Here is an 18,236-nt window from a genome sequence, read left to right on the forward strand (position 1 = left end):
ATTATGGTATTAGCTGGAATCGGAGCTGGATTAGCTGTTATTGGTGCAGGTCTAGGTATTGGAAAAATTGGTGGTTCTGCAATGGACGCTATTGCTCGTCAACCGGAGGCTGCTGGAAAAATCCAGACTGCTATGATTATCGCTGCTGCACTTATTGAAGGTGTTGCACTTTTCGCAGTAGTTGTTGCGTTGATCGCACAATAATTAAAATTTAAAACTTCCTGATACGGTTGGTATCAGGGAGTTTTTATTTCTAAAACAAACTTTTTAAATATAAAAATATGAATTTAACAGCACCAGAGAGTTTAATTTTTTGGACCTCGATCATCTTTATAGTTTTCTTTATCCTTTTAAGAAAATTCGCTTGGAAACCAATTCTTGGCGCAGTAAAAGGTAGAGAAGATTCAATCAATGAAGCGTTATCTTCAGCAGAAACTGCTCGTAGAGAAATGCAAAATCTTACTGCCGAAAACGAACGTATTCTTCAGGAAGCAAGATTAGAGCGTGACTCTTTATTGAAAGAAGCACGTGAAATGAGAAATAAAATGATTGCTGATTCTAAAGCTGACGCGCAAGCAGAAGGCGCAAGAATGATCGAGCAAGCTAAAACAGCTATTTTAGCAGAAAAAAATGCCGCTATGGCTGAATTGAAATCACAAGTTTCATCATTGTCATTGAGTATTGCTGAAAAAGTATTGAAAGATGAATTATCTAACAAAGAAGCTCAAACAAAATTGATTGAGAATATGTTAGGTGACGTTAAATTGAACTAATTATGGCAAGTACAAGAGCAGCAATTCGTTATGCAAAAGCAATTTTAGACTTAGCAAACTCAAAAGGTGTTGCCGAAGCGGTAAGCAGTGATATGAAAACTATTGCTACAACTATCAATGGAAATTTAGAATTGAGTACTTTTATTCAAAATCCTACCATTAAAGTTGCGGTTAAAGAAAATGCCTTGTTAGAAGTTTTTGCGGGTATCAACGGAGTAACTCAAGGGTTATTTCATTTGTTATTTGAAAACAAAAGATTCGAAATATTAGGGGCTATTGCTACTGAATATGGTAAATTATCTGACTTGGAAAATGGTATCGAAGTAGCGCAAGTTACTACGGCAATTCCTATGGATAAGGCTTTAGAAGAAAAAGTTTTAGCGAAAATAGCAACATTTTCAGATAAAAAAATTACAGTAGAAAATATAGTAGATCCTGCGATAATTGGAGGATTTATTTTGAGAATAGGTGATAAGCAATACAACGCTTCAGTTGCCAACAGATTACAAGTATTAAAAAGAGAGTTAAGTAATTAGTTTTATTGCACATTTAAGTGTTTAAATTATAAATTAAGATGGCGGAAATTAAACCTGCTGAAATTTCAGCGATATTAAGAAAGCAAATAGAAGGTTTTGAATCTGGTGCTACACTAGAAGAAGTAGGAACCGTACTTCAAGTTGGAGATGGTATTGCTCGTATTTACGGGCTTTCTAATGTTCAATACGGAGAGTTAGTTGAATTTGACAATGGATTAGAAGCTATTGTTTTGAATCTTGAAGAAGACAATGTTGGTGTGGTACTTTTAGGACCATCAACAGGAATCAAAGAAGGTTCAACTGCAAAAAGAACACAACGTATTGCTTCTCTCAAAGTAGGAGAGCAAATGGTAGGTCGTGTAGTAAACACTCTTGGTTTTCCTATTGATGGAAAAGGACCAATCGGTGGAGATTTATATGAGATGCCTTTAGAAAGAAAAGCTCCTGGAGTTATCTTCCGTCAGCCCGTTACTGAACCATTACAAACAGGTATCAAAGCAGTAGATGCTATGATTCCGGTGGGTCGTGGACAACGTGAGCTGGTTATTGGTGACCGTCAGACAGGTAAATCAACTGTTTGTATCGATACTATCTTAAATCAAAAAGAATTTTACGATGCTGGGAAACCAGTATTTTGTATCTATGTCGCTATTGGACAAAAAGCTTCGACTGTAGCAGGAATTGCTAAAATGTTAGAAGAAAAAGGTGCAATGGCGTATACTGTTATCGTTGCTGCAAATGCATCTGATCCAGCTCCTATGCAAGTGTATGCTCCTTTCGCAGGTGCTGCAATTGGTGAATATTTCAGAGATTCAGGTCGTCCGGCTTTAATTGTTTATGATGATTTATCAAAACAAGCGGTTGCGTATCGTGAGGTTTCTCTTTTGTTAAGAAGACCACCGGGACGTGAGGCATATCCTGGAGACGTTTTTTACTTGCACAGTAGATTATTAGAACGTGCTTGTAAAATAATTGCAGATGATGGCATCGCTAAAAATATGAATGATTTACCAAATTCATTGAAATCAATTGTAAAAGGTGGTGGTTCTCTTACTGCCTTACCAATCATTGAAACTCAAGCTGGTGACGTTTCTGCATACATCCCAACAAACGTAATTTCGATTACAGATGGTCAAATTTTCTTGGATGGAGATTTGTTTAACTCTGGAGTTCGTCCGGCGATTAACGTAGGTATTTCGGTATCTCGTGTTGGAGGAAATGCGCAAATTAAATCGATGAAAAAAGTAGCAGGTACTTTGAAACTGGATCAGGCACAATTCCGTGAATTGGAAGCATTTGCTAAATTTGGTTCTGATTTAGATGCCGTTACTTTAAATGTAATTGAAAAAGGAAAAAGGAACGTTGAAATTTTGAAACAAGGTTTGAACGATCCATATACTGTAGAAGATCAAGTTGCGATTATCTATGCTGGTTCTAAAAACTTATTGAGAAATGTTCCTGTGAACAAAGTAAGAGAATTTGAGAAAGACTTCTTGGAATTCTTGAACAACAAACACAGAGCAACTCTTGATGCGTTGAAAGCAGGAAAATTAACAGACGAAATTACAGATGTAATCGAATCTGTAGCAAAAGAATTATCAGCAAAATATAACTAAAACTAGTCAAAAGTTGTAAAGTCGAAAGTCTTAAAGTCAGTTTATCTGCTTTTGAGGACTTTAGACTTTATGACTTTACGACATTAGACTAATATAAAATGGCAAATTTAAAGGAAATCCGTAATAGAATTACTTCCGTTTCATCGACGATGCAAATTACATCGGCAATGAAAATGGTTTCTGCAGCAAAGCTAAAGAAAGCACAAGATGCAATTACAGCAATGCGCCCTTATGCCGAAAAATTAACTGAATTATTGCAAAATCTTTCTGCTACACTGGAAGGTGATGCTGGTGGAGAATTTACAACCCAACGCGAAATTAAGAAAGTGTTACTTGTTGTAGTGACTTCTAACAGAGGTTTAGCGGGTGCTTTTAATACGAATGCAATTAAAGAAGCTAAAAGCCGTGCTGAATTTTACGCAGGTAAACAAGTGGATATTTTTGCCATAGGAAAAAAAGGAAACGATGTTTTAAGCAAAACATTACCGGTTGTAGCTAATGAAAGCGCTGTTTTTGATGATTTGACTTTTGATAATGTGGCTAAAATTGCTAATTCATTAATGGAGAAATTCGTTGCTGGTGAATACGATAAAATTGAGTTGATTTACAATCAATTTAAAAATGCAGCTACACAAATCGTTCAAACGGAACAATTCTTGCCTTTAGCGTCTCTCAAGTCAGATCTTACGGTTACTCCTGGAGATTACATTTTTGAACCATCAAAAGAAGAAATCGTGTTGACTTTGATTCCAAAATCATTAAAAACACAATTGTACAAAGGAATTCGTGATTCATTTGCTTCTGAGCACGGAGCGCGTATGACTGCGATGCACAAGGCGACTGATAATGCAACAGAATTGAGAAATCAATTGAAATTGACTTATAATAAAGCACGTCAAGCTTCTATTACTAACGAAATCCTAGAGATTGTTGGTGGAGCAGAAGCATTGAATGGGTAATAGATTATTGATTCGAAATATATTCTAAGAGCCAACAGATGTTGGCTCTTTTTTTGTTTAATTTTATAGTTTAAAATAATACTAGGAAGAATGAAAATACAATTAAGAGAACTCAGCACAGTAGAAGAAATGCTTGAAAACATTGAAGTAATGCGATTTTTATACCCCACATTTACGGTAGAAAAATACCAATCGTATCTTACGGAGATGATTCCGCATAATTACAAGCAGGTAGCCGTTTTTGAAAATGAGGTATGCGTTGCCGTTTCCGGGTTTTGGTCGGGAACAAAACTTTGGTCGGGAAAATACATCGAGATTGATAATTTTATTGTGCACCCGGATCACCGTTCCAAAGGATTGGGCAAAATGATGACGGATTATGTTGATGCTTTGGCAAAAAAAACGGGCTGTACGATGATCGTTTTAGATGCCTTTACCGGAAATTTCACCGCACATCGCTTTTACTACAACCAAGGTTATGTGCCAAAAGGGTTTCACTTTCTTAAGATTTTAAATGAAGAAGGATTAAGTTAAATTGAAAATTATGAAAAGATATAAAATAATTAGTCTCTTGTTGATCACCGCTAGCAGCCTTACTTTTTGTGCCATGAAACAAGAACTTCAAACAGAATTTCCACAGGAAATACAATCGGCTTTTTATCAGAAAATGAAGAATGGCAACGAAAATACCGCTACGCATTTTTATATCGAATTTAAAAAACCGCTTGCTGTAAACATCGAATTGGAGAAAATCTATTTTCACAATCAAGAATCTTCTGTTGACGAAATTACTAAAAGTACCTTTGTAGCACATTTTTATCAACGTAATAAAAAAGAAGATTTAATTTTGGATAGTAATCCTGCCAAAGAATATGGTAATAAAGCGCCCGTAATTCAAAAATCTAAATTTGATTTGAAACCCAACGAAGCAATTTTGAAATACAAGAAAGACAATAAAACCCAGTTCTTTAAAATAACCAATCTCATAGAAAAGCCATTGCGGTAATTGCGCAATAGAAAAGCTTTTGTTTTTGATTGTTCTCTTTCAAAACAAACATGCACTTCAGCGGATTAAACCAAAGAATTAGTTATTTTTGGCTTTTTAATTTTAATAAAAACACCATTTTGGGATTATATAAAAATCTTTTTAAACAGACTGCCATTTACGGATTGGCAACGGTCATCCCCCGAATGTTCAGTTTTTTTTTGGTGCCATTGTACACGGATTTACTCCCAAAAGCAGCATACGGAAAGGTTTCCATCATTTTTGCCGGCATTATTTTTTTTAATGTCATTCTTGCGTACGGAATGGAAACCGCTTTTTTTAGATTTTACAATAAAGAAACAGACAAGAAATCGGTAGTGGAAACCACATCCGTTTCGCTTTTTTGGACTTCCATTTCGTTCCTATTCATAGCATTATTATTCCGAAACAATTTAGCCGTTTGGGCTGGAATTGACGCGCAATTTATTACGTATAACATCTGGATTTTAGTGCTCGACGCTTTGGTGATTGTTCCTTTTTCTAAATTAAGGGTCAATCAACAACCGATAAAATACGCCATAATCAAAATAGGAAATGTAGCTGTCAATTTGTTTTTGAACGTCTTCTTTTTGAGTTATTTACCGGTGATTTCACAATCGAATCCGGATAGTTTTTTAGGTTCTTTTTACTTGGAAGATTTTCAGATAGGCTATATTTTTGTGTCTAATTTAATTGCCAGTCTACTGACCTTTATAGTGTTGTCACCCAATTACTTTATATTGAAATGGCATTTTGATTATTCGCTTTGGAAACGAATGATGCAATACGGTATGCCTGTTATGGTGGCCGGAATAGCATTTGCCATCAACGACCAATTTGACAAAATTTTATTGGGATACTTATTGCCTCCTGACATTGCTGATGCCGAAGTGGGAGTGTATAACGCCTGCTACAAACTTGGATTGTTCATGGTTTTGTACCGAACTGCCTATACTTTGGGAATCGAACCCTTCTTTTTTAGCCACTCGGATAGTCAGGATGCACCACAAACGTATGCTACAATTACCAAATATTTTGTCATTTTTGGCTCTTTTATATTACTGTCCGTCATCGTTTTTGCCGATGTGCTCAAAGTTATTATGATCAGGGATGAGTCCTATTGGGAAGCCATGAAAGTAGTGCCGCTGATTATTTTGGCCAACTTCTTCTTAGGAATTTATACCAATCTTTCCGTTTGGTACAAACTGATCGACAAAACACATATCGGCGCCTATATTTCCATAGTAGGGGCCATAATCACACTCGCGTTAAATTATCTTCTGATCCCAACAATGAGTTATTACGGGTCGGCAATTGCCACGATTGCGGCGTATGGAAGCATGATGTGTATTTCCTATTATTTTGGGAATAAATATTATCCTATTCCGTACGATACCAATAAAATCTTCATATATCTATTGATTTCAGTAGGATTTTCGGCAGTTTCATTTTACGGTTTTAGAGAGAATTATTACGTAGGAATCACGTTATTACTGGTATTTATGTATTTTATATACCACAACGAAAAAGAATTATTAATCAAAATGTTGAATCGAAAAAAGAATTAGAAGCTAGTTTTCAGGAGCTATTTCCTACTATTCGCTGCAAATGAAATTCACTGAACTCAAATGAAAATAAAAGTATAGTGAAGTAATCTTTTCCTTTTTAAAGAAAAAAGGAAAAGGATTTCCACTGTTATCAGGGCTAAAAAAAATCTAAAACAATACGAAAGATCATGTAGGGACAAGTCGCGACTTGTTGCTCCTACTTCCATATTTTAAATAAAAAACAATGACAGTAAACATAATCAACAAATCACAACATGCCTTGCCTAACTATGAAACCATAGCCTCTGCAGGAATGGACTTACGAGCCAATTTAACTGAATCCATCATTTTAAAGCCATTGGAAAGAACAATCGTAAAAACAGGTCTTTTCATTGAATTGCCCATAGGTTATGAAGCTCAAGTACGTCCGAGAAGTGGTTTGGCCGCCAAAAAAGGAATTACGGTTCTGAATTCTCCTGGAACAGTAGATGCCGATTATCGTGGTGAAATTGGTGTAATTTTAGTAAATTTATCCAATGAAGATTTCGTTATTGAAAACGGAGAGCGCATTGCACAGCTCATCATCGCAAAACACGAACGTGCGCAGTGGGTTGAAGTACAAGAGTTAGCAGAAACCTCAAGAGGAGAAGGCGGTTTTGGAAGTACGGGAGTAAAATAAATTAATTTAATAATTCAAAGATTGAAAAATTCAAAGATTTTTAATTCTAATTTTTTAATCTATTAATATACAATAATATGAAAATAATTGTCCCAATGGCCGGACGTGGCTCACGTCTTCGCCCACATACATTAACCATTCCTAAACCATTAATTCCTGTTGCCGGAAAACCAATTGTTCATCGCCTGGTCGAGGATATTGCCGGAGTGTTGAATCAAGATATTGAAGAAGTTGCCTTTATTATTCATGAAAGTTTTGGTAAAAAAGTAGAAGAGGAACTACTTGCTATCGCGCAAAAATTAGGCGCCAAAGGCACTATTTATTACCAAAATGAAGCGTTAGGAACCGGTCATGCTATTATGTGTGCCAAAGATTCTTTGAGCGGTCCTGCGGTTATTGCTTACGCAGATACGCTAATACGTGCCGATTTCGATTTAGATAAAAATGCAGACAGTGTGATATGGGTAAAACAAGTAGATCAACCAGAAGCGTTTGGTGTTGTAAAACTGAATGAAGCGAATGAAATAGTAGAATTAGTGGAGAAACCGGCAACTTTTGTATCTGACCTTGCCGTAATTGGAATCTACTATTTTAAAGATGTTGCCGTTTTAAAAAACGAATTACAATTAGTATTAGACAACAACATTATCCATGGGGGCGAATATCAAATAAATGACGGAATCAAGCAGATGATGGCCAAAGGCATGAAATTTGTTCCGGGTAAAGTAGACGAATGGATGGATTGCGGTAATAAAAATGTAACCGTGGAAACGAATTCCAGAATGTTAGGATTCTTGCATAATGATGGCGAACATTTAGTGGACTTTGATGTCAAATTAGAAAATTCAACCATAATTCCGCCTTGTTATATTGGTAAAAATGTAATTTTGATAAACGCAACTGTTGGACCAAATGTATCTTTAGGTGATGGATGTCATGTTCAAAACAGTACCGTAAAAAACAGTTTAATACAAACACACTCTCACATCAAAAATGCAAATTTAGACAACGCAATGATTGGAAATCACGCCAGTTTTGACGGTAATTTTTCAAGCATTAGCATTGGTGATTATTCGGTTTTAGAATAAAGTTCCGCACATATTCATAGATTACTTTTTTTTATTCTGTGAATCGGTGTCTAAAAAAATTAATATAGTTTTTTATAAAAATTTTAGATATTTCGGTTTAAATAAAAACATGAAAAACAACGCTTTCATTCTGTATATTTTAGGAATTTCATTATTTCCTGCTTTGCTGTGGGCACAAACGGAACCTGAAGAAATCAAGCTTGATACGGATCAGTTTCAAGAACTTTTTTATGAATCCTTGCTTCAGAAAGGAATTGAAAATTATGATAAAGCGATAGTAGCTTTGGAAAAAGCCAACAAAATAAAACCGAACGATGCAACTGTTTATTATGAATTGGGAAAGAATTATTTAGCATTAAAAGAGTATAAGAGTGCCTATAATTACTTTGAAAACGCCACTAAAATAGATCCAAAAAATAAATGGTTCTGGATAGGAATGTATGATGTGAGTTACGAGACTAAAAATTTCACTCAAGGAATTACAGTCATTAATAAGTTGATTGAATTTGATCCAAAGTACAAAGAAGATTTGACCTCACTGTACATGGGGACCAATCAGTATGAAAAAGCACTTGCGTTGATTCAGGAGCTCAACGAAACCTATGGAAAAACGGACCGAAGGGAATTGTACAAAAGTCAGATTTTATCAGTAGGGAAATTTCAAAATATGGAGATTACCAATCTGGAAGATCTAATTGCTAAAAATCCACAGGATGAGTTCAATTATATTAGTTTAATATTTTTGTATTCCAAAAATAATGAAGAAACAAAAGCTTTTGAAACGGTCAAAAAACTGGAAAAAGCAATTCCAGATTCGGAATGGGCACAAGTGAGTTTATTCAAGAATTATCTGGATGCTAGTGACGCACCAAAAGCGATAAAAGCGATGAATATCGTTTTGGCCAGTTCCAAAATAGATTCGAAAATTAAACACAGAATTCTGAATGAGTTTCTGATTTTCACCGATAAGAATCCGCAATATTCGCCTGATTTAGAGAAAGCTGTCAGCTATTTTGACAATGATTCTTCCGTAGATGTAGCCAAAGAAATAGGGAAGTTTTTCCATACTAAAAAACAATGGGAAAAAGCTATTATTTATTATGAAAAATCGACAAGCAAGGGAATAGGAGATACTGTAGAAACGAATTTACTTTTGCTTCAAGCGCATACAGAGATGAAACAATTTGATGCAGTAGCCAAAAAATCGTTGGCGCTGGTAGAGACTTTTCCAACACAACCGCAATTTTATTATTATGCCGGTTTGGCTAACAATCAGCTCCAACAATTTAAAAAAGCGAAAGATTTATTAGAAATGGGCATGGATTATGTAGTGGAGAATAAGGAATTGGAAATAAATTTCAATATCCAGCTTGGAGAAGCGTACAATGGTTTGGGAGATTTCAAGAAAAAAGACTTGTTTTTCTCTAAAGCCAATCAATTATTAAAAGAAAAAAAATAATGAAAAAAATTTCAATATTAGTGCTACTTACTGTTTTTATGGTATCGTGCAAATCGAAAGCTATTGCCGTCGAAGCAAGTAATGAGCCTGTCATGGGGGCAGGATACATGACGGCTAAAAAAATAATAGAAAATCATTACAACAATAAAAATGAATTTTCTACATTATACATTAAGTCAAACGCCCGTTACGCTGATGACAAACAAACGCAAAATGTTACCGCTGAAATCAAAATAAAGAAAGACGAACAGATTTTGGTAAGCATCCGTTTCCTGGGAATTACAATGGCAAAAGCATTAATTACTCCTACTACAGTAAGCTATTACGAAAAGATAAACGGGAAATATTTTGATGGTGATTTCAGTACTTTAAGCCAGTGGTTAGGAACGGATTTAGATTATAATAAAATCCAGAACATGTTATTAGGCCAGGCAATTGATGATTTGACAAAAGGAAAATATTTAGAATCATTATTGGAACAAACGTATCGATTGGATGATACATCAAATAAAAACACCAAAAAATCATTCTTTTTGGATGCCGATAAATTCTTGGTTCAAAAACAGGAAATCACGCAAACTGCTGAAGAGCGAACGATCAAAGTAGCATATGCTGACAACAAAGTATACAATCAGGCTACACTACCAACAAGCGTTTTAATCAATACATTTCAGAAGAAAGGAAATACCGAAATTAATCTCGAATACAACTCAGTAACTTTCAATGAAGAACTTTCTTTTCCTTATAGTGTTCCAAATGGGTACAAAAGAATTATAATTAAGTAAATTAGCAAAAATATTTTTTCGATATGCCAAAATTTCTCCTAAGCCTAATTTTTATCTGTATGACTTCATTACTGTGGAGTCAGGAATCTCAACAAGAAAAATTAGAAGAACGTAAAGCTCAAATTCAAAAAGAAATTCGAGAAAATGAAAAGTTATTACAATCTGTAAAGAAAAAAGAAAAATCTGTTGTTAACGTAATTGTCATTCAAAGCACCAAAATAAAGCTGAAGGAAAAATTAATAAACACTACTGAAAAGCAAACCAAATTGCTGAATAATGACATGTATATTAATCAGGTTCAAATCAATAAATTGAAAAAAGAATTAGCTGAACTTAAGGAAGATTATGCTAAGATGATTGTGAAATCATATAAAAGCCGTTCATCGGAGAGCAGAGCGATGTTCTTGTTATCGTCTGAAAACTTTTTGCAGGCATATAAAAGAGCGCAGTATATGAAACAATATACCAGCTACAGAAAAATGCAGGGAGAAGAAATAAAAACAAAAACAAATAAGCTTACAGATTTTAATCAAAAACTAGATGTACAAAAAACAGCAAAACAAAAACTGATTGCTGAAAACCAAAAAGAACGTTTGTCTTTAGAAAAGGAAAAACAAGAGCAATTGAAGTTAGTAAGCGTTATCAAAAAAGATAAAAATAAGATTGCTAAAGAAATCAAGAAAAAACAACAGGAATACAGAACGATTGACAGACAAATAAATAAACTAATACGGGAAGCTATTGCTGCAGCCAACAGGAAAGCGGCTCTAGAAAAAGCGAAAGCCAATCCGAGTGCTCCAGTTTCTAAAGTTGCGGTATCATCATCTAAAATTGAACTGACCCCTGAATCTAAAATTATTGCGGATAATTTTAGAGCTAACAGAGGAAGATTGCCCTATCCAGTTGAAAAAGGATATGTGTCATTAGGATACGGAAACCAAACGCATCCTTTGTTTAACACGATAACCGTGCACAATAGCGGTGTAGAAATCACTACAGACAAAGGCGCAAGTGCAAGAGCCGTTTTTGGAGGAGAAGTTACCAGCGTTATTGTATTGTCACCAGTAAACAAAGCGGTAATGATACAACACGGTGATTACTTCACGGTCTATCAAAATTTAAGTTCCGTGAATGTTAGCAAAGGAGATAAAGTGAGTATAAAGCAAAGCCTTGGAAAAGTAAGAACCAACGGTGAAACGGGTAAAACGATAATTAAATTCTTAATCCTTCAAAACACTACTTACAACAATCCTGAAGGTTGGTTGTCACCAAGATAAAAACAGTTATTTTAAATAAAAAAAGCACTATTATATTCTTTGGAATACGATAGTGTTTTTTTTATGACCTATATTTTAGTTAAGAAACTCTTTAAAACTAAAGCAAAAAAAGTTGTGCAAAGAACCTTTTCAACGGTTATATTGTTAATTCATAAGTCGTGCAGTTGATTTAATTTCCAAAAACAAATGCAAATTTAGAATCGGTTTAAAATGCTATTCAGCTTTAGTAAAAGAAGAATTTATAGCCTTCATTGTCCCTTCAGTAGACCAAGTTCCCGAAACTATAATACGTCTGATAGTATACAATGGATCAACAGGATCTCTTTTGGTAGATAAAATATAAGCCATTTTATATCCACTCTTTTTTATTTCAGGGATTGCCTCGGTATTCCATAATCCAAACGGATAGGCAAAATCGGGTACTGGTTTCCCTACGATTTCCTCCAGTTTTGCTTTTGGTTTAACCAATTGGGTATTCCAGTCGTCTCCGGTATATCTTGTAACCATGTGATGATCCCAAGTATGTGCGCCTACTACATGCCCGTCGTCAGACAAGCTTTTGATTTGCTCTTTGCTCATATATCCGGGACGGTTAATAGAAACAGTCATAATAAAAAACACCCCTTTGAAACCGTATTTTTTCATCTCGGCTGCGCCAATACTGAATTGTTCTTCTCTGGTATCATCAAAGGTAATCATGATTGGTTTTTCAGGTAATGGGCCATCAAAAACTAAATAATTATACAATTGTTCCGGCAAGATGGTGTGGTAGCCTGCATCAGCTAACGTTTTCATTTGTTCAGCAAAAGCAGGAGGTTTTACGGTATATACCTTCACGTTTCCACTCGCACTGGCGCTAAAATCCCTGATGTTATGATAACATAAAATGGGTACTTCTTTTTTCGAAAGAATGGTCGCGGCATCTGCAGCTACTTTTTTTGGAGCAACAATTTTTGCTGGAGCCGCGACAAGTGGGACTTCAGGAACTATTTTACGCGTTTCTGATTGACATCCCACCAATAAAAATAATCCAATGAAAACGGAATAAAGAATATTTTTCATAAGTTGAATCGTTATTATTGGTACTGAATGTAAATTGGTTTTGGAGTGAATTTTACTAATTCTTCAGGACTATACATTTTCCAATCGTTTTTATTGTCATTTTTATAAAACAATTTAAAACCGGCAAATTGTACAGGTTCTCTATAAATATAACTTACGTAAGAATCTTTTTTTAATACTTTACTTCCAAAACCATCCATATCCATTACGATTTGTACTTCGGGTACGGTTTTGATTTCTTTGTAGTTTTTCACCATACCTTGTGTAAATCGGTGTATTACCAATACTTTTGGAGTCAGTTTATTTTTACGCACAATGTCTGCCAAAATATCAATGGCGTCATTAATGTCTGAGGCAGTAAAATGCCCGATTTTAGAACCTGGACGTTCTCCGTTTTTCATCGAAAATTCAGGATCAATTCCAAGATGTACATTAGGCATGGCAAGATATTTTTCCAGTTCCGCTACTTCTGATTTAACAGTGCTGTGACCTACCTGAATATCTAAAAACACTAATGCATTAATAGGTTTTGCCCAACTGATAACAGTGTCAATTTGTTTAAAAGGCATTCGCAGGCGGTGCATGTTGTTTTTTCCCGGAGCGCCTTGAGCCGTAACAGCAATGTAATGCAAAGCAGGAATTGTTTTTACAGTAGAATCAGCTGCCTGCCATTTAGCGACTTCGCCTTGTAATTTTGCCAACATTTCTTTACGAGGAAGTTCACCTAAGATACCCATTCTCGTGGAATATAAATTTCCGTAATAAGCAATAATTCTATTGTATGGTAATAACGCGCCGGGTAAAGGATAAGGCGCTTTTACAGGCCATCTTCCGGTAGTGTCATTGTTGCTTAAAGCGACCATTCTTTTGTTGAAATCAAGTGTGTCAATGGTAAGAACTTTCTTTTTTTCAATTGAATCCGCTTTTTTAGTCTCTGTTGTCGTTTCTCCGTTCACAGTATCGGCCGCTTTGCCACGATCGCAGGATAAAGTACTTAACAACAATAAAGGAAGTGTGATACATGCAAGTGCTAATTTTTTCATAAGTAAATAATGTTGTTTTTTTATTTAAAAGAAATATCGAAGTTTAAAGGTAATTTAATTCTTGTTTCAACGACAAAGGTATGATTTTTAAAGAACGTCTTTTTATGTAAAGTAGTGTCATAAAGCGGTATTTTTTATATAATTTACGGTTTAACTAAGGCTTTATGTAATTTCACAATTTAATGTCATCAAATATAAAAACAGAATATAATTTCGCTTACATGCAATCGAGAATTTTCTTTAATCGATTCTTGTTTAAAAATGATTTTTAGAAATAAAAATAAATAGCTAACTTTATCAACGTTTTTATTCATTCAAATACTCAAGCAATTGTTCAAAAATTCCTTTTTTTTCCTCCTTTTTTTATGTAGTGCGACTGCTGTTTTTGGACAAATAAAAAAAGATACGATTGCCCTTTCAGAAATTACATTGAAGGGTTCGCCAATCAAAAATGTACTTCAGAATACGGCTTCTTCTGTTTCAGTTATTACCACAGCTGACATAAATAAAAGTGATGGAATTATTCTTACTCCGGTCTTAAACAAAATCCCTGGCGTTACGATGCAGCAAGGTGCTATTAATACCAACAGGATTACGATTCGGGGTATTGGCGCCCGATCTCAATACGGTACCAATAAAATAAAAGCCTATTTTGATGGGATTCCATTGACTTCCGGTGAAGGCGAAACTACGATTGATGATATTGATTTAGCATCAATCGAAAAAATTGAAATTATAAAAGGGCCAAATGCCACTAGTTTTGGTTCCGGTTTGGGCGGTGTAATCCAATTGTTTTCACGAGAAACGCCTTTGTTGGAATCATTCGGGAAATCAACGATTACTTTTGGAAGTTTTGGGTTGTTGCAACAACGTCTTTCGGCAGGATACAGCGATTCCCAAACAAATGTATTTACAAGCTTTACGGATTTACAAAGTGACGGATTCAGAGCAAACAGCTCCTACAACAGAAAATCATTGAACCTGCATGGTAAACAAAAAATTGGTTCCGCCGGCACTTTGTCATTTTTAGGAACGTTTACCCGACTGAAAGCTTTTATTCCAAGTTCTATCAATGAGACGGATTTAAAAAATAATCCTGAGAAAGCAGCCGCTACTTGGGCAGCCGCTCAAGGTTTTGAGTCGTATGACAAATTTATGTTCGGGTTAGGATACGATCATCAATTTTCTGAGAAATGGTCTATACAAACCAGTGTTTTTTCTAATTTTAAAGACGCATACGAACCCAGACCTTTTGATATTTTGGATGAAAAAACAAATGCTGCGGGATTTCGTTCCAATGTAAATTATAAAGACCAATTGTTTTCCTTGCCATTTGAACTGAGTTTTGGCACCGAATTATTAATTGAAAAGTACGAGTATTCTCTTTTTAAAAATTTGTACCAATCGCAACCGGGTCAAGGCAGTATTAAGGGCGACGAATTTAGTGCCATCAAACAAAACCGGAATTACGCAAACTACTTTTTACAAATGGAACTTTGGATTTCAGAAAAACTGCATCTGGAAACCGGAGTAGCATTTAACACAACCAAATATTCGTTAGAGGATGTTTTCGAAAATAATTCTGGAGGTCAAAAGATGCCTTTCACTTTTGGAAATGTTTGGTCGCCAAGAGTTGGTTTTTCGTATAAAGTAAGCAAAGGGAAAAACATATTTACGTCGGTTAGCAAAGGATTTTCGGTGCCTTCTGTTGCTGAAACATTGACTCCGGAAGGTCAAATAAACACCGATTTAAAACCAGAAATAGGTTGGAATTACGAACTCGGTTTCAAAGGAAATTGGCTTAAAAATAAAGTGTATACAGAAGTAACGTTTTACACCACACAAATTGAAAATTTATTGGTGGCACGACGCACCGCCAATGATCAATTTGTAGGAATTAATGCGGGCAGCAGTTCGCATACGGGATTTGAATTCTTAGTAAATTATAAACTTTTAGAGCTGACCCAATTTAAAATTACACCTTATTTTTCAGGAGCGGTAAATACTTTTAAATTTAAAGAATTTTTGGATGGCAATGCGAATTATTCGGGAAACCAACTTACAGGGGTTCCCGAAAAACAATTCAATTTTGGAGTGGATCTAAATACAAAAAACGGATTTAGTGTCAACACTTCGTTCCGAACGATAGGTAAAATTCCTTTAAACGATGCCAATACAAAATACAGCGAGCGGTATTCGTTGCTTGACATCAAAACGACGTATGTTTTTACGATTCTTAAAATCCTAAAAACAGAGTTGAATGCTGGAGTTAATAATGCATTGGACACTAAATACGCAGCAAACATTCTACCCAATGCTGTAGGTTTTGGGACTGCCGCCCCACGCTATTTTTATCCGGGAAATCCTGTCAATTTTTATGGAGGTTTTTCGGTGTCTTATGTTTTTTAGAGACCAATACTAAGTCCGAATTTTATTTTTTAATGGCTGCGACTTCTTTCTCGGTAACGATTTTGGTTTGTTTATTACTCCAAGAAGTCATGATGTAATTCATCACATCGGCAACTTCCTGATTTGTAAGTCCCATGGCTGGCATGCTGCTATTATACGTTATTTTATTGACGACAATTTTGCCACTTTGTCCAAATTTTACGGCAGCTATACTTTGATTTCTCTTGGTTTTTAACCAATCAGAACCGGCAAGAGGAGGGAAGTTTTTACCATCTCCTTTGCCATTTGCACCATGGCATTGCATGCAAAAATCAGCATAAATTTCTTTTCCCGGTGACTGAAATTTTGAAACAACTGTGGTTTCGGTATTCAAGTCAATGTAGTTGTCTGGAGAAAATGGGTTTTCTAAAGAAAAGCTTCCCAATACAAATAGTCCAAATCCCAAAAATAATTTCGTTGTAAACATAGTCTAATTAGGTATGATTTTAATAATTCCTTTTCCTTCTACGCCCATATAAATATAGCCATCTGGACCTTGTGCCACATTACGTACACGGCCAATGTCGGTTGCGATTTTTTGTCTGCCGATAACTTCATTGCCTTTCAACTTTAGCAATTCAAGATATTGAAATTTTAAAGAACCAACCAATAAATGCCCTTTCCAGTCCGGATATTTGTCGCTGGTAACAAAAGTCATTCCGCTAGGAGCGATAGAAGGTAACCAATAATAAATAGGCTTTTCAATGCCTGGTTTTTCGTTTTCTTTGCTGATGGTTGTTCCGTCATAATCGATACCGTAAGTAACAACTGGCCATCCGTAATTGACTCCCTTTTTTATGATATTGATTTCATCGCCACCTTGAGGACCGTGTTCATGTGCCCAAATTGCTCCTGTTACGGGGTTTTTTGCCATTCCTTGCGGGTTGCGATTCCCATAGGTGTAAATTGCTTCTTTAGCTCCGGTCTGGCCTACAAAAGGATTGTCTTTAGGAATACTTCCGTCATCGTTTAATCGGTATATTTTTCCGCCATCGCGTTTGATGTCTTGTGGATTTACGAAATGCTCGCCTCGTTCTCCTACAGAGAAATACAAATATCCGTCGTTATCAAATACAATTCGGGAACCAAAATGCTGTCCTTTTGTGGTATTTGGAGTGGCTTTATAAAGCGATTCGATTTGTGTCAGACTTCCGTCCAATAATTTTGCTCGAATGAGTTTTGTGTGACCGCCAGTTCCTTCCCCTTCATCGGAAGCATACGTCATGTAAATCCAGCCATTTTTAGCATAATTAGGATGCAGCACGATATCTAGTAATCCGCCTTGTCCGCGAGTATATACTTTGGGAACATTTTTAATTTCCGTTTTCACACCGTTTTTGACGTGATATAATATACCGCTTTTTTCCGTAACTAACATGCTCCCGTCAGGCAGCCAAGTCATTCCCCACGGAATTGCAATATCAGAAGCTACAGTCTGGAGTGTATAGTTTTTTACTTCGTCTTTAATAGGAATATCATTGGATTTTACTTGCGCATCGCAACTGAAAGAAAGGAATGAAAGAATCGCGAGAGAAACTATTGCTGTTTTTTTCATGAGTATAATTTTTAATCTTTTAAAAAAGAAATCTTTTAAAGGTAGTAAAAGCTGATTTAAAAAGATAAATAAGTTTTTAATTTTGCTTAGAATTAACAAATCTTAATTTTTAAAACCCTGTTTTTGCTGTCAGAATTCAATTAGCTTTTTATAGTCTTCCAAATCTCTACATTAAATTCTTTTTTACGACACATTGAAAATAAATATATTATTAATTTTGGAACAAGAAGTCGAAACAGAATTAATATTGCTCTTCAAGGCTTAAATTTTACTGCCGATTTGAATTATTTGTTTAACTTTGCAGCATAATTATTAAACAAAACAGCTTTTAAAATGTCCGCTTTGAAATTTTTAAATATGCTTTTGCTTTCAAAAGAATAGTTGT

Annotated in this window: 18 protein-coding genes; 14 read left to right on the plus strand and 4 right to left on the minus strand. The window is 35.3% G+C overall.

Features of this window, described 5'->3' with window-relative positions; genetic code table 11:
* Nucleotides 1-3 precede the first annotated feature (3 nt).
* The 13 genes from atpE (at nt 4) to ACP7AQ_RS02460 (ending at nt 11,743) form a co-directional block, all read left to right on the plus strand.
* The gene (gene atpE, locus ACP7AQ_RS02400) at nt 4-204 is read left to right on the plus strand and encodes an ATP synthase F0 subunit C (RefSeq protein ID WP_026708812.1); all 201 of its coding nucleotides are present in this window, start codon (nt 4-6) and stop codon (nt 202-204) included.
* A 77-nt stretch (nt 205-281) separates the two neighbouring features.
* The gene (locus tag ACP7AQ_RS02405; protein WP_426094241.1) at nt 282-773 is read left to right on the plus strand and encodes a F0F1 ATP synthase subunit B; all 492 of its coding nucleotides are present in this window, start codon (nt 282-284) and stop codon (nt 771-773) included.
* A 2-nt stretch (nt 774-775) separates the two neighbouring features.
* On the plus strand, nt 776-1,309 hold the full coding sequence (gene atpH / locus ACP7AQ_RS02410) for an ATP synthase F1 subunit delta (protein ID WP_426094242.1): 534 nt from the start codon (nt 776-778) through the stop codon (nt 1,307-1,309).
* Between the two features lie 38 nt (nt 1,310-1,347).
* Entirely contained in the window at nt 1,348-2,925 is a 1,578-nt protein-coding gene (gene atpA / locus ACP7AQ_RS02415; RefSeq protein ID WP_426062443.1) for a F0F1 ATP synthase subunit alpha, read from the plus strand.
* 98 nt (nt 2,926-3,023) lie between these two features.
* The gene (gene atpG / locus ACP7AQ_RS02420) at nt 3,024-3,884 is read left to right on the plus strand and encodes an ATP synthase F1 subunit gamma (RefSeq protein WP_426094243.1); all 861 of its coding nucleotides are present in this window, start codon (nt 3,024-3,026) and stop codon (nt 3,882-3,884) included.
* Between the two features lie 90 nt (nt 3,885-3,974).
* A complete protein-coding gene (locus tag ACP7AQ_RS02425) occupies nt 3,975-4,418 on the plus strand; it encodes a GNAT family N-acetyltransferase (RefSeq protein ID WP_426094244.1) in 444 nt (147 codons plus the stop codon).
* 10 nt (nt 4,419-4,428) lie between these two features.
* A complete protein-coding gene (locus tag ACP7AQ_RS02430) occupies nt 4,429-4,890 on the plus strand; it encodes a hypothetical protein (RefSeq protein ID WP_426094245.1) in 462 nt (153 codons plus the stop codon).
* A gap of 119 nt (nt 4,891-5,009) precedes the next feature.
* Nucleotides 5,010-6,476 carry a lipopolysaccharide biosynthesis protein gene (locus ACP7AQ_RS02435; protein ID WP_426094246.1) on the plus strand — a complete coding sequence of 489 codons (1,467 nt, stop codon included), beginning with the start codon at nt 5,010-5,012 and terminating at the stop codon, nt 6,474-6,476.
* Between the two features lie 223 nt (nt 6,477-6,699).
* A complete protein-coding gene (dut, locus tag ACP7AQ_RS02440; RefSeq protein WP_426094247.1) occupies nt 6,700-7,134 on the plus strand; it encodes a dUTP diphosphatase in 435 nt (144 codons plus the stop codon).
* Between the two features lie 77 nt (nt 7,135-7,211).
* A complete protein-coding gene (locus ACP7AQ_RS02445; RefSeq protein WP_426094248.1) occupies nt 7,212-8,222 on the plus strand; it encodes a sugar phosphate nucleotidyltransferase in 1,011 nt (336 codons plus the stop codon).
* Between the two features lie 109 nt (nt 8,223-8,331).
* Nucleotides 8,332-9,681, plus strand: coding sequence for a tetratricopeptide repeat protein (locus tag ACP7AQ_RS02450; protein WP_426094249.1), 1,350 nt, complete (start codon nt 8,332-8,334; stop codon nt 9,679-9,681).
* Nucleotides 9,681-10,466 carry a DUF4292 domain-containing protein gene (locus tag ACP7AQ_RS02455; RefSeq protein ID WP_426094250.1) on the plus strand — a complete coding sequence of 262 codons (786 nt, stop codon included), beginning with the start codon at nt 9,681-9,683 and terminating at the stop codon, nt 10,464-10,466. Before ACP7AQ_RS02450 ends, ACP7AQ_RS02455 begins: the two co-directional genes overlap by 1 nt.
* Nucleotides 10,467-10,525: 59 nt before the next feature.
* Nucleotides 10,526-11,743: a murein hydrolase activator EnvC family protein gene (locus ACP7AQ_RS02460; RefSeq protein ID WP_426094251.1), complete on the plus strand. Its 1,218-nt coding sequence runs from the start codon at nt 10,526-10,528 to the stop codon at nt 11,741-11,743.
* 213 nt (nt 11,744-11,956) lie between these two features.
* Here ACP7AQ_RS02460 and ACP7AQ_RS02465 read toward each other — a convergent pair whose 3' ends face one another.
* Complete coding sequence (locus ACP7AQ_RS02465) at nt 11,957-12,805, minus strand: polysaccharide deacetylase family protein (protein WP_426094252.1); 849 nt, start codon at nt 12,803-12,805, stop codon at nt 11,957-11,959.
* 14 nt (nt 12,806-12,819) lie between these two features.
* A complete protein-coding gene (locus ACP7AQ_RS02470) occupies nt 12,820-13,848 on the minus strand; it encodes a hypothetical protein (protein ID WP_426094253.1) in 1,029 nt (342 codons plus the stop codon).
* 330 nt (nt 13,849-14,178) lie between these two features.
* Here ACP7AQ_RS02470 and ACP7AQ_RS02475 point away from each other — a divergent pair, with 330 nt between their 5' ends.
* On the plus strand, nt 14,179-16,257 hold the full coding sequence (locus ACP7AQ_RS02475) for a TonB-dependent receptor family protein (protein ID WP_426094254.1): 2,079 nt from the start codon (nt 14,179-14,181) through the stop codon (nt 16,255-16,257).
* A gap of 22 nt (nt 16,258-16,279) precedes the next feature.
* On the opposite strand, the gene ACP7AQ_RS02480 is transcribed toward ACP7AQ_RS02475, so the two are convergent.
* Both ACP7AQ_RS02480 and ACP7AQ_RS02485 read right to left on the minus strand, forming a co-directional pair.
* The gene (locus ACP7AQ_RS02480) at nt 16,280-16,723 is read right to left on the minus strand and encodes a c-type cytochrome (protein WP_426094255.1); all 444 of its coding nucleotides are present in this window, start codon (nt 16,721-16,723) and stop codon (nt 16,280-16,282) included.
* A gap of 3 nt (nt 16,724-16,726) precedes the next feature.
* Nucleotides 16,727-17,851 (minus strand): PQQ-dependent sugar dehydrogenase, encoded by a 1,125-nt coding sequence (locus ACP7AQ_RS02485; RefSeq protein WP_426094256.1) that lies wholly within the window; start codon nt 17,849-17,851, stop codon nt 16,727-16,729.
* Nucleotides 17,852-18,236: the final 385 nt, after the last annotated feature.

The organism is Flavobacterium sp. DSR2-3-3 (assembly GCF_049896585.1).
Lineage (GTDB): Bacteria > Bacteroidota > Bacteroidia > Flavobacteriales > Flavobacteriaceae > Flavobacterium.